Origin of the sequence: Adlercreutzia sp. ZJ141 (assembly GCF_011038965.1) — a bacterium.
In the GTDB taxonomy this organism is placed as follows: Bacteria; Actinomycetota; Coriobacteriia; order Coriobacteriales; family Eggerthellaceae; genus ZJ141.
In genome coordinates this window covers 126,896-139,540 of sequence record NZ_JAAKEB010000006.1, presented here as the reverse complement: position 1 = coordinate 139,540, position 12,645 = coordinate 126,896, and the positions used below count along the sequence as shown (strand labels likewise).

At 53.8% G+C, this 12,645-nt stretch carries 8 protein-coding genes; 4 read left to right on the top strand and 4 right to left on the bottom strand.

Annotated elements, in window-relative coordinates; all coding sequences use genetic code 11:
* Positions 1-293 precede the first annotated feature (293 nt).
* Both G7Y44_RS04345 and G7Y44_RS04340 read left to right on the top strand, forming a co-directional pair.
* Positions 294-2,384 (top strand): glutamine synthetase III family protein, encoded by a 2,091-nt coding sequence (locus G7Y44_RS04345; RefSeq protein WP_165247858.1) that lies wholly within the window; start codon positions 294-296, stop codon positions 2,382-2,384.
* 13 nt (positions 2,385-2,397) lie between these two features.
* Positions 2,398-2,688, top strand: a complete 291-nt coding sequence (locus G7Y44_RS04340) for a YerC/YecD family TrpR-related protein (RefSeq protein ID WP_165247856.1) — start codon at positions 2,398-2,400, stop codon at positions 2,686-2,688.
* Between the two features lie 191 nt (positions 2,689-2,879).
* Here G7Y44_RS04340 and G7Y44_RS04335 read toward each other — a convergent pair whose 3' ends face one another.
* Positions 2,880-4,475 carry a YfcC family protein gene (locus G7Y44_RS04335; RefSeq protein WP_165247854.1) on the bottom strand — a complete coding sequence of 532 codons (1,596 nt, stop codon included), beginning with the start codon at positions 4,473-4,475 and terminating at the stop codon, positions 2,880-2,882.
* A 569-nt stretch (positions 4,476-5,044) separates the two neighbouring features.
* Between G7Y44_RS04335 and G7Y44_RS04330 the strand changes: the two genes are divergently transcribed.
* Positions 5,045-6,013, top strand: coding sequence for a helix-turn-helix transcriptional regulator (locus tag G7Y44_RS04330; protein ID WP_165247852.1), 969 nt, complete (start codon positions 5,045-5,047; stop codon positions 6,011-6,013).
* A 238-nt stretch (positions 6,014-6,251) separates the two neighbouring features.
* Here the strand turns inward: G7Y44_RS04330 and G7Y44_RS04325 are convergent, their stop codons facing one another.
* From G7Y44_RS04325 to G7Y44_RS04315, 3 genes are all read right to left on the bottom strand, one after another.
* Positions 6,252-6,713, bottom strand: a complete 462-nt coding sequence (locus G7Y44_RS04325; RefSeq protein WP_241158092.1) for an Hsp20/alpha crystallin family protein — start codon at positions 6,711-6,713, stop codon at positions 6,252-6,254.
* Positions 6,714-7,113: 400 nt separating this feature from the next.
* Positions 7,114-8,604 (bottom strand): aminopeptidase, encoded by a 1,491-nt coding sequence (locus G7Y44_RS04320; RefSeq protein WP_165247850.1) that lies wholly within the window; start codon positions 8,602-8,604, stop codon positions 7,114-7,116.
* Between the two features lie 329 nt (positions 8,605-8,933).
* On the bottom strand, positions 8,934-11,561 hold the full coding sequence (locus tag G7Y44_RS04315; RefSeq protein WP_165247848.1) for a LuxR C-terminal-related transcriptional regulator: 2,628 nt from the start codon (positions 11,559-11,561) through the stop codon (positions 8,934-8,936).
* Positions 11,562-11,851: 290 nt separating this feature from the next.
* Here G7Y44_RS04315 and G7Y44_RS04310 point away from each other — a divergent pair, with 290 nt between their 5' ends.
* Positions 11,852-12,610 (top strand): SDR family NAD(P)-dependent oxidoreductase, encoded by a 759-nt coding sequence (locus G7Y44_RS04310; protein ID WP_165247846.1) that lies wholly within the window; start codon positions 11,852-11,854, stop codon positions 12,608-12,610.
* The last annotated feature ends 35 nt before the right edge of the window (positions 12,611-12,645 follow it).

Below are 12,645 nucleotides of genomic sequence, written 5' to 3'. Positions count from 1 at the left end.
AAGTCGGCGAAACTTATTTTTGGGCGAGAAGCGTCGATGAAAAACAGTTCGTTCGCGTTTGGTGGTGGGCGAAGGGATCTACTTGGATTATCGGAGATTCCTTGTGTGCGCGTATTATGGGTCTCGGGGTGCTTCAAGAGGCTTTTTCACCTGCAGCAACCTGCGGCAATCGGCGCGAAACATTGCGACGTTACTTTGGTAAGGGTGCAATGTCGCTGCGCTTGTTTGCGCAGGCGTGCTATTGTATGAGAGTTACCTTCTCGGCTGACATGGTGTAAGGAGTACGGGGTCACATGACGAACATTTCCGAAATTTACGGTTCTATGGTGTTTGATGTTCATACGATGCAGGAGCGCCTGCCTTCCGCAACGTTCAAGCAGCTTATGAAGACGGTACAGGATGGCGATCCGCTGAACCCCGAAGTTGCCAACGTGGTGGCTCATGCCATGAAGGAATGGGCCATCGAACTGGGCGCCACACATTACACTCACTGGTTTCAGCCGCTTTCGGGTATTACGTCCGAAAAGCATGACAGCTTCATCGATCCGAAACCCGACGGCCGCGCCATCATGACATTTTCGGGTAAGGAGCTTATTCAAGGCGAACCTGATGCGTCGAGCTTCCCGTCGGGCGGTCTGCGTGCCACCTTCGAAGCGCGCGGGTATACCACGTGGGACCCCACCAGCTATGCCTTTATCAAAGACGAAGTACTGTGCATTCCCACGGCATTTTGCAGCTATACCGGCGAGGCGCTCGACAAGAAAACCCCGCTGCTGCGATCGATGAAAGCAATTGATGTGCAGGCTAACCGCGTGCTGGCACTGTTTGGCGAGCGGCCGCAGCGCGTGACCACCACACTCGGCGCTGAGCAGGAGTATTTCCTCATTTCTGAGAAAATGTACGAGCAACGGCTCGATTTGGTGCTCACCGGCCGCACGATGTTTGGCTACTGCCCGTGCAAGGGCCAAGAACTTGAAGAGCACTACTTCGGTGCTATTCGCCCCACGGTGAACGAGTTCATGAAGGAGCTCGACAACGAGCTGTGGGCGCTTGGCATTGCTGCGAAGACCAAACACAACGAAGTAGCACCCGCCCAGCACGAACTGGCACCTATTTTCACCACCACGAATCGTGGTATCGACGAGAACCTGCTCACCATGGAGAAGATGAAGCTCTTAGCTTCGCATCATGGCTTGGTGTGTTTGCAGCATGAGAAGCCGTTCGCTGGAGTAAACGGTAGTGGCAAGCACAACAACTGGTCTATCTCGGCAGGCAAGAAGAATCTGCTTGACCCAGGCGAGAACCCCATGGAGAACCTGCGATTCCTGGTGTTTTTGACAGGCGTCATCCAAGCCGTCGATGACTATCAGGAGCTGTTGCGCATGTCGGTGGCTTCGTGCGGCAACGATCATCGCTTGGGTGCCGACGAGGCACCGCCTGCCATCGTGTCGATCTTCTTGGGTGACGAGCTAGAAGCCATTGTGGAAGCGTTGGTGAGTGATCGCGAGTACGAAAGTGCTCACAAGGTATCCATGGATTTGGGCGTCGATGTGCTTCCGAACTTCCTGAAGGACAACACCGACCGCAACCGTACCAGCCCCTTTGCGTTTACGGGCAACAAATTCGAGTTCCGCATGCCGGGCAGTGCGGTGAACCTGGCTGACTGCAACACCATTTTGAATGCAGCTATGGCCAAGAGCCTGAAGGATTTCGCCGATGCCATGGAGGGCAAGCGCGGCGAGGAATTCGAGGCGGCTGCCATTAACTACATCAAGGACACGTTGCGTGTTCATCGTCGCATCATCTTCAACGGCAATGGCTATTCTGCCGAATGGGAACAAGAAGCCGCACGTCGCGGTCTGGCGAATAACAAGACCACAGCCGAAGCGCTGCCGTGCTTTATCGAGCAGCGCAGTATCGATTTGTTCGAGATGTTCGGCATCTTGTCGGAAACCGAAGCGCGCAGCCGCTATGAGGTGAAGCTGGAGAAGTACAACAAGCTTATGAACATCGAGGTGCGCACGATGAAGCGCATGGTGCGTCGCATGTTCCTTCCCGCTATCAACGAATATGCGGGCCGCATCGCCAGCAACATCGCCGCCATCAAGGCCGTTGCTCCGAACGCGCCGGTGCGCCAGCAAGAAACATTGCTGAACAAACTGCTCGGCGGTGTCGACGAGATCAACGAGCATCTGGAGGCGCTGCACACGGCGCACTATGCGGTGCTTGAGGTTGAGAACGGGCAGGAGAAAGCCAATACGTACGCCCACGAAATCATTCCCATTATGGATGCGCTGCGCGCGGCGGTCGATCGCATGGAAATTCTGGTTGACGACGCGCTGTGGCCCGTGCCCACCTACAACGAGATCTTGTTCTATTCGTAAGAAAGGCACAGCTATGGCCGAAATCAGAACGAAGGAAGTCGATGATCTGCTGCGCGTGCTTGCCGAGCTTAACGACGAAGACACCATCTTTGCGTTGCTGGAGGACCTGTTCACTATCCGCGAGATCAAGGACACCTCACAGCGCCTGACTGTGGCGCGCCTATTGTCGGCGGGGAAGTCGTATGCGGCTATCGAAGAGGAAACGGGCGCGTCGGCCACTACCATCGCGCGCGTGTCGAAGTGCTTAAGCTACGGTGCGGGTGGCTACGAGATTGCGCTGGGCATCTTAGACGGGGTATCTTAGACGGCGAAGCGCCCAAGCGGTAGGTGCGATAGGCGCGGTAGGCTCGGCCGCTGAGTAGGGAACTCATTTATGCATGGTAAAACGGGAGGCGCCCACCGAAGTGGACGTCTCCCGTTTGTAGTGCGGCAAAGTTCGCTTTTCGCAATCCGTGCGATTTGCGCGGCTGTGCGGCTTTGCAGGCTAGCAATGCGCTACTGCAAGATAACCATCGCTGCGGTGAGAACCAGCATGCTGACCACACCCAAGATGATGAATAGTTTCGCGCCGAACTTCAACCAGGTTGAGTACTCGATTTTAGCAATTGCCAAGCCGCCCATGATAGCACCGCAGGTGGGGGTGAACAGGTTCACCAGGCCATTGCCGGCGCTGAAGATGACCACCATTGTCTCAACAGAGAAGCCGAGATGACTTGCCAAGGGGCCCATGATGGGCATGGACACCGTTGCCATGCCCGACGAAGACGGAATCAGGAACGACAGTATGATGTAGAGCAGGTATGACAGTGGGGCGAAGATAACTGCCGACATGCCAGCCAGTGCGTTGGCGGCGTTCTCGAGAATCCAAACCGACAGGCCTGTTTCAGCCATGAGTACGGTGATGGAGCGGGCGAGTGCGATGATGAGCACGACCGACATCATACTGGCGCAGCCGTTAACGAACGCCTTCACGAAGCGGCTTTCGGAAATGCCGCCGATCAGGCCGATGATGATTGCCATCAGCAAGAACCACGTAGATGCTTCGTCAAAGTACCACTGACCAAGCGGGAGGCCCGTCAGGAACGATGACCAACTGCTCGACACTTGCTCTTCGGTAACAGCAACACCGGAAGCTTCGCCATTAAGCGTTAAGGCAGAGTCGGTGGCCTCGTCGTATACGGCGGTAATTTCGTCGCCGTTCACATCGGTGGCAACCTCTTCATAAGCAGCGCCGGCGTTAAACATATCTACGCCAAGGTCTTCCCACGGAATGAAACTGATAACCATGACCAAAAACGTCAGGCCGAACACGATAAGCGTTGCCTTCTGGCGGCCGCTGAGTAGCTTTGCGTTTGGGTCTGCTTTGGCTTCCTGTGCAGCTTTGGCTTCCTCGCCAAATTCCTTATTCATGACTTCTTGTTCTTGCAGCGACAGAATAGTGGAACCCTTGTCAGCTTTAACCTTCTTTGCGTAGCGCATGACAAACACGATTGAAATAGCCAACGAGATCAGCCACAGTGCAGCACCCAAGCCGATGATAATGCCTTGGTTTACCTCAAGGCCGGTGCCTGACAGCGAGTCGACCGCAGCGCCGATGGCGAACGGGTTTACCGTGGAACCCAGCACACCGCAGCCAGCGCCCAGCAGCACCACGGATGCGCCAACCATGCTGTCGAAGCCGGCGGCCACCATGGTCGCCGCGAGCAGCAGGTAGAATGGCACGGTTTCCTCGAGCATGCCGTAGGTGGTGCCGCCAATGGAGAAGATGAACATGAGGATAGGAATGAGGATAAGCTCGTTGCCGTGCATCTTTTTTACCAGCGCCGCGATGCCGGCATCAAGCGCACCGGTTTCGGTGACAACACCTAAAAAGCCACCGAGGATGATAACAAACAAACAGATGGGTAAAGCGTCCGTAAAGCCCTTCACCGGAGCAGTGAGCACGCCTGACAGCGTTGCCCCCTCAATGCCTTCGGTTCCGGTAAACGCCATGATGAGCGTAAGAATGGCCAGAACCACCAACATGATCAAAAGAATGGTGAATGAAGATATCGAGCGTTTCTTTCTGCTTTTCTTGGCAGCGTCAGACATGATAGCCCCTCCTTTTCTGGTCGTTTTCCAAGGGTCCTTCCCAATGGATGCGAACGGTACATCTATGCTTCACGCTGCAGAACTTTGGCGGACGTCAAAGCGCAGCGATCGTGCTGCAAGGGTGCGAATCGAAGGTGTTGCGCTTCTGTCTTGTTTGGATGTCCCTCTCCCGTGTTACTACATAGCCACCATTGCATGGTTTTGGCGTGCCGTGAAGGATTAACGGGGGTGCACGGCTTGGTGTATCTTGTGGTTAACGTGTTTGTAAAACTTGCTAATCCCTCAATAAACGCCTGATGAAAGTATATGTGCGAAAATCAGAAACGCGTCTTTTCGTTTACGCAGCGCTTCCTTTTTGAGATAATCCTGTTGAACGAAACGCGCGTGTTTATGAAAGCAAAAAGCACCCGATTCCACCGCGCGGCGCAAATGGTTTGAGTTCGGCTTTTGAGTTTCAAGTGAAGTAATCTTCGAGTTTTGCTTTGGGTGTTGGCAAGCGTCCGATTATCACCTGAAGACTATTCATGTAGACGCCATCCCCCGTGGATGTGAGCGAAAGGTCGAGCGTCATGGAACTACTGCTGTTCTACGAGATGATCCTCACGCTGCTCGCATCGTGTTTGGCGGCTGCGGCGTGCTTGTCGGCGTTTTTGGTAGGCCGCAGCAAAATGATGCTCTATTCCTTCACGGGTTTCCTGTCGTACTTTTTCGATGTGGTACTGGTGTTTCAAGACGTGTTCATGGAGCACATTGATGCGGCATTTGTACACGACGGCACGTACTTGCTCGTTCGGTCGTTTTTGGTTATCTTCACCGGTGCGGGTTTTCTCGTTTCGCTTTGGCTGATCATTTGCGAGTACGTGGGAGATACGCGTGAAGCGATGCGCATCGTGCCTGGCCTGGTGTTCATTGGTTTGAGCGAGTTCGTGCTGGTGGGCTTTCCTGATAGCGGGTTTCAGCGCTTTGCATTCTATACGTTGCGTAGCGTGTTTTTGCTGTGGATGCTCTGCGCGGCAACTATGCGCTTCCTCCGCACGAAAGACGAGTTCGAACGGGCGCGTCTGTGGCGGAAGCGCTGGATTGCGGCCACGTTGGTCGTGTTGGGTGCCTGTATTGTCATTGAGGATGTCTACGGGTTTTTGATTTGCGATACGCCGTACTTCCAAATTGGACCAGTTCTTATAAGCTCAGAGCGAAACTACGCCGAAAATGTACTGCTGCTCGCCTGCGCCTTTTTTGCCTGTCGTGACGCAGCACGCATGCTGCTCATGCGTTTTCACGAGCCAACTGCCATTAAGGATGGCCCTGATGACGAGAAGATGCGTGAGAACTTGCTTGCCTATGCGCGTCGTTATGGGCTGTCGGCGCGTGAGCGCGAGGTGTTGGGGCAGGCGCTGTCGGGTAAGGACAATCAGAATATTGCGTCGGGCATGGGCATCGCGCTCAATACGGTGAAGGTGCACATGCACAACATTTTTAAGAAGACGGGTTGTGCCAACCGCAAGGAGCTTTCGCAGGATTTCTGGAAGCGCATGTAAGAAAACGCAGTGGCAGGATAGACGCAGGTGGCGCGGCTGTCGGATGCGGCAAGGCTTGCAGCGCGATTTGCTGCGTGCTTGCTTCCAAACGCAGGAAAGCGACCACGTGGGCCGCTTTCCTGAAGGAGAAAGAAGGGGTGAAGCGAAATGGGGTAAGGGGTTGCTTCACCCAAGGGGGGCTGGTTCGGTAGCCGGTGAGCTGCATGGTGCAGTTGTCGGCTACCGCTTGCCGGGCAGCTTAGTCGATGGCGATGCTTCTCGACTCTTCCAGCTTGGGCTGCTCCTGCTTCTTCGGTACCGTAATGCTGAGGACACCGTTCTCGAAGCGGGCGCGGATTTCGTCCTCTTCGATGTCTTCGCCGGCATAGAAGGTGCGGCTGCACTTTCCGCTGAAGCGTTCCTTGCGAACGTAGGTGCCAGCCTCATCCGTGTCGCTTGACTCGCTGCGAGTTTCAGCAGATACGTGCAGGTTACCTTCCTTCAGCTCGATCTTTACGTCCTCTTTCTTGAAGCCAGGCAGATCGATAGTCAGCTCGAAGGCGGTCGGGGTTTCCTTGATGTCGGTGCGCATGAGTGTGGGTGCCATCTTCTGCGCGGGCATGGCCGGCATGTTAAAGAAGGCATCGAACGGATCGCTCATCAGCTCGTTGAGTAGGCTGCGGTGGGCATTGCGCGGTGTGGTTACCATCATCTTCGTCATGAGTGTCAACTCCTTTGTGCGTCGTGGCCGGTTTGGCTTCGATGCGCCGAGTTAGTGGATGCATGAGCGCAGGCGGGTGATGTGTGTACCCTGTACAGGTGGTGCTGTTACATGCCTTCCGTATCGCTTGCGCTTTACATCCTCGCATCGGGGGTCTCGAACCGGACCGTTTTTTGGTTCGCAAAGAGTATGGCACGATTATTAGCACTCGTGAAGCGAGAGTGCTAAATCGTCACATCGTCGTTACGCTTCCGTAATAATGGGTGCTCAAGCGTTGTGAACGAACGTTGCATATCGGAGGTTGGGTATAAGGAGGGGTGAGTGAACGGTGGCTATCTGCGCATGGAGGGCTTGATCCAGTGAGATTATGCGCAGATAGCCGGATGGTTTGTTTTCTAACTTACGCGTTCGTTAAAAATGCTGCGTAGCCTTTGTAGGCTTCGAAGATGTCGGCCTTGCTGGTTACCTCCCACGGCGAATGCATTGACAGCACCGGCACACCCGAGTCAATGACGTCCATGCCATATTCAGCGGGAATGTAGGCGATAGTGCCGCCGCCGCCCGCATCGACGCGCCCTAACTCGGCGGTTTGGAAGCTTACGTGCGCATCGTCCATCACCCGGCGCACACGTGCCACGAATTCGGCACGAGCGTCGTTGCTACCGCTTTTGCCGCGCGCCCCCGTGTACTTGTTGAATACCAGGCCACGGCCTAAATATGCGGTGTTTTTCGTTTCGAACACGCCCGCATATAGTGGGTCGAATCCTGCCGACACGTCGGAGGACAGCATACTCGACGCCGCCAGGCAGCGGCGTAGCGCAAGGCCGCCGCCAACTTCGGCGCGCCGTCCGGCAAGCTGCTCGTCGGCCAACGCTAAGATTTCGGCCATGGTGTTCTCAAAGAAGCGCGATGTCATGCCGCTGGCTCCGACGCTTCCGATCTCTTCCTTGTCGACTAGGAGGCACACCGCCGTTTTGTTCAGCTCGGCTGGCGCATCTAACTGCGCTACCAGCGAGGTGTACGCGCATACGCTGTCGTCTTGTCCGTAGCCGATTACCATGCTGCGGTCAAACCCGAGTTCGCGCGCCCGTCCGGCGGGCACCACCTCAAGCTCGGCGGACAGGAAGTCCTCTTCGCTGATGTCGTATTTCTGCTGCAAGAGAGAAAGCACGTATGTCTTTACCGGGTCTTTTGTGCTCCCTTCTTTATCGGTGGCTCCGGCAGGCGTTGCGGGATCGTTGGCGGCAGCGTCGGTATGCTTTGTGTCTTCGGTACGAGCCTGCGTGGCCGGACGGCTGCCTACCAGCACGTCGAGGTCTTCGCCTTCGACGATCTTCGCTGCGGGCTTCTCCATCTGTTGCGCACCCAAGTGCGGCAGGATGTCGGTTACGCAGAACACCGGGTCGGCCTCGTCTTCGCCGATGCAGATATCGATCACGGTGCCGTCGGTTTTGGCAACTACCCCGTGAAGTGCCAAAGGAAGCGTTACCCATTGGTACTTCTTAATTCCACCGTAATAATGCGTGTCCAGCAGCGCGAAGTCGCCCGATTCGTACAGCGGGTTCTGCTTGATGTCTAAACGTGGGCTGTCCACATGTGCCCCTAAGATGTTTATTCCCTGTTGCAGCGGGGCGCTTCCTAGCTGCACGAGCATGAGCGCCTTGCCTTGCATGTGCGCCCACACCTTGTCACCTGCGTGAAGCGCGCGGCTGTCGCTCACGGCGCGCTCGAGCGGCATGTAGCCCGCTTGTTCGGCCATGCGGATCGATGCGGCCGTCACTTCGCGCTCGGTTTTGTTCTCTGATATGAAATCGATGTAGCCCTTGCTAAGCTTCTCAAGCTCGGCTAAGGCTTCCTCGTCGTAGTTCTTCCATGCGTTTTCGCGTTCCATAGCACACCTGCCTTTCGCGTTGGGCCGTCCGCGTGGGATTTTGCCCTCTGGCTTGGGCTCGCACTTCCGTGTGGCCCCTTGTTCGCGGACGACACTTGTTGAACGCACCGATTCTACCGCGAATGCGGCCTGCACCTAAGCGACAACTTGTAAACCTTGCGAAGCTTCTGCTATTGCTCGCCAATCCTGTTCTGGGTCCAATTGAAAAACGATACAAACTGCTGTTTTCTATGGTGGGTATCATAAAGAGCGACCCATAGCAGCGCGATAGAGCAAGGCGGAAAAGTACGGATGGTGGTGTCTGTGCCGCTGAAGCAGTCTACGGGATTCTAAAGCAAACCCAGCTGTTGAGCCTTCAGTATGGCCTCGCGTTGTCCAGAAATGTTGAGCTTTTCGTAAATATGGTGAAGGTGCGTGCGAACGGTTCCTGTTGATACATAAAGCGTTGCAGCAATTTCTTTTGGAGAATGGCCGTCGGAGAGTAACGTTAGTATTTCCAGTTCCCGAGAGGTGAGAACGCACTCTTCGCTTACAATAGTTTGGGGAAAGAGGTGTAGGAGACGCACAACAAAGCGGGGAGACAGTCCTCTTTTTCGAGCTTTGACAAGAAGGCTTTTCATCGCTTCTCCCTCATCGAGAAAAACCCGTACGCTTCCGCAGCTTTCACCTATGCGCAATGCTTCGGATAGGGCATCAAGGGCGTCTATTTCACGGTGTGTCTTCGAAAGCAGGATGCTTCGAATGGCCTGTGCCTCCATGGTATATCGCAATAGTCCGATTGATCGAGCATCGTCAGCTACGCTCTTCAAACTCGAATCTGCATAATCCCATTTCTTTTGCTCAATAGCGGTTTGCGCAACTCGTCGCAGGTGCCACAGATGTGAGAATCCCCTTGATGAAACTCTTGAGTGGGAATCATCGTCTGCGCTCTTGTTCTCCATGATTTCGGTACACATCGATAAGCGCATGAAGGATGTTGGCATCGCGTGACTTTGCTGCCGATACTTCCGTCGGTATTTTTCTATCCCGCCCATATCGTTAAGTGCAGTTAATACATAGAACAGGATCTCGCATCCAACGGAAAGGAAGGGAGATGACGGTTGGTCTCGTAGGATAGATGTGCCTTGCAAAGCTTGGCTGCGACACTCTTCAAGCTTGTTGGTATCGTAGAGCACCCATGCATACATAATCCGAAGCATGCCCTCGATTTCAAGTGATTCTCCGCGATTGTTGTGTGCTTTCGCAATCGACTTTTCTATGAGGCGTTGTGCATCATCGAGACGTGCACGCTGATACAGGATTAAAGACATGTAAAACGCTGCCAAGAGTGGTACGTACAGTGCAACTTCCTCGTCGTCGAGTTTCTCGAGTTGACGAGAAAGTTGCTGTTCAGCAGTTGAGAGGTCTCCTTGCAGCATGTTTCCGATGCCGTTCATAAGCGTTATGCTACTTTCGTAAGCTTGGCTGCTTTGCGTTCCAAGTAGTTTTTTCGTTTCGGCTGCATAGGCAATCAGGCTTGAGCCGTTATTCATAGCAAAAGCGGCGTTGTAGGCACGAATAATAGGTGGCCCGCAGAAAAATGGGAAGTTATCTTCTGAGATGTCGTGAGTATTCGGTTGTCTTTCGAGATTCTGGGCTACTTTGGCGAGAAGGTGCTCTGTTTCCTCTAGCGGGCCGGAGGGTATGAGTGCCGTGGCTTTCGCCAGGTTGAGTTCGGGGTTGGCATCGAAGTATTCGTGAGGAATTTCATCGAGCCACTGTATGAGTTTCTTGAATTGTCCTTCCATGCCAATCTGTGAATACGTTTTCAGGATAAGACCAACGGCCATATCCCAGCACTCGCCTTTGCATGCGTAGGGGATGGCCTCGATGGGTCTTTGGTGCTGCACAAGCGTATTGGCTATGTTCTCGTTGAGACTGTGGTGCAGTTCTGGGTTCTCTTGTTGAAGCTGCTTTTGAAGTATTGAAGCTATGACGGGATTGCAGCGATAACCGTAGCCGCTCACTCGTTCCAAAAGACAGTAGTCGCGGTAGAGTCGTTTTATGTGCAAGTCTGCGGAACTGCCGATAGTATGGCAAAGGGGAAGCACTATTTGCTCAAAGGTGCTTTGTGCTATGACGGGCAACGCTGAGACGACCTTGAGAAAGTCAAGAGAGTCGGAAGGCACGTTCACAAAGACTTCCTCTTGGATAAAATCAAGTGCGAGAGTATTAGAATGAGGGACGAGAGCTTCTTTCAGATTCGAATTGCCTTCCTCCCAGGATCTGATGAGAGCAAGAGCGATAGTTGGCCATCCGCCGCTTGATTCGTGGAGGACGGTTGTGGCGGGTCCTTTTCCCGATGGCATAGATGCTTCGATGAGTTGGCTGATTTCCAACCTATTGAAGGCAAGTGCCGAGAATCCGATCTGTCGCATCCGATTGTCGATAGAGGTGCGGGAAAGCGGAAACTTCGGTAGCGACCGACCGGCGAGCACAATACGTCCAAAGGGCGATACGCTACTGCAGAAGCTGTCGAGTTCCTGCCAAATGACTTCACTCTTTATGTTTTCAATATTATCTATGACGAGGGAAAAACTGCGCTGCTGTTTTGCCAGGCGGTTAATCAGTAAATTGATGGTGGCGCGGGTCATTCGGTTTGAAATGCCCTGGAGTAGAGTTTGCGCTCCTATTTCGGGAATGGTATGTCCGAGGGAACAGATGACGTAGCTCCAGAAAACGGTGCTGTCATGGGTGTTAGGCTCAACGGAAAGCCAAGCGCATGCTCGGTCTGTCGATGCTTTGCACCATTGAATGAGCGCTGTGGTCTTTCCGCTTCCTGCAGGCGCCGCAATAACCATCGGGTTTCCACTGCTGTCTTCGATAAGGTTCGTTATGCGCTTGCGATAAAACACGGTGGCGTGTGATTCAGGCACTCGGCAGCGAGAAATGAGCACTACGGATTCAGCGGTATTCAATGAGTCCCCCCTTCTCTTTTGCGGGCTTAAAGTACAAAAAGCCCTGCTTAAGACGGATGATGGACAAGCAAGCTGTCATATTCTCTATCAATTATTGAAGTGACATACATTATCTGCGATGAAGCTCTGCTAATACATATACCATTTGATAGATGTTGCCGAGATTGAACTCTCGTATTATCAAACTGCTTCGAAGCAATGAAACCAACCAAGTCGGATAGGCCACTCGATAGGAGTGTGGTTACTGTCCTGACGTCTTTTCCCAAGGAGTTGGAAAAATGAAGGAATTCATGCTTCAAGATAAGGTCGCCCTCGTCACAGGATCTACTTCCGGCATCGGTGAGCAGACTGCCCGTCTGTTTGCTAAAGAAGGTGCCAAGGTTATCATATCCGGCCGTCGTGCCGAGCGTGGCGAGAAACTCGTTGCAGAGATTAAGGCTGCTGGCGGCGAGGCTACGTTCATCCAGTGTGACATGACACATACCGAGCAGATCAAAAATCTCGTCGACAAGACCGTTGAAACCTACGGACGGCTTGATATTGCCGTCAACAACGCCGCTGAGAATCCCGACAACAAACTCATCACCGATATGGATGAGGATAAGATGGATCGTCTGCTGATGATCGACATCAAAGGAACCGCTGTGTGCATGAAGCATGAGATTAACCAGATGCTCAAGCAAGGTGATGGCGGCTCGGTGATCAACATTGGATCGTGCATTACGAGTCGCGTCCAGCCGGCTTCTATCGGTTACATTGCCGCTAAGTACGCTGTCCTTGGTATGACTGAAGGTGTTGCCAAGGAGGTTTCGGGACAGGGCGTTCGTGTGAACTGCATTCGTCCCGGTGCTATTTGGACAGATATGCTGGCTGAGTATTTCCAGGAAATGGGAGCCGAGAAGGACGCCTACGCGCAGTCTCAGACCGCTCTCGGTCGTTGCGCCGACCCGAAGGAGATTGCTGACGGGTGCCTATGGCTGGCCTCTGATCTTTCCTCTTACGTTACCGGTTCAATTATTGACATCGACGGCGGTTACCGTCTCATCTAACCGGTGTAGTTCTAAGTCCGGAGGGGCGTAAGTCT

Excerpts from the sequence above, each read along its gene's own strand:
- G7Y44_RS04330 (WP_165247852.1), top strand. The coding sequence starts at position 5,045 with ATGGAACTACTGCTGTTCTACGAGATGATCCTCACGCTGCTCGCATCG.
- G7Y44_RS04335 (WP_165247854.1), bottom strand. The coding sequence starts at position 4,475 with ATGTCTGACGCTGCCAAGAAAAGCAGAAAGAAACGCTCGATATCTTCA.
- G7Y44_RS04310 (WP_165247846.1), top strand. The coding sequence starts at position 11,852 with ATGCTTCAAGATAAGGTCGCCCTCGTCACAGGATCTACTTCCGGCATC.
- G7Y44_RS04320 (WP_165247850.1), bottom strand. The coding sequence starts at position 8,604 with ATGGAACGCGAAAACGCATGGAAGAACTACGACGAGGAAGCCTTAGCC.
- G7Y44_RS04345 (WP_165247858.1), top strand. The coding sequence starts at position 294 with ATGACGAACATTTCCGAAATTTACGGTTCTATGGTGTTTGATGTTCAT.
- G7Y44_RS04340 (WP_165247856.1), top strand. The coding sequence starts at position 2,398 with ATGGCCGAAATCAGAACGAAGGAAGTCGATGATCTGCTGCGCGTGCTT.
- G7Y44_RS04325 (WP_241158092.1), bottom strand. The coding sequence starts at position 6,713 with ATGACGAAGATGATGGTAACCACACCGCGCAATGCCCACCGCAGCCTA.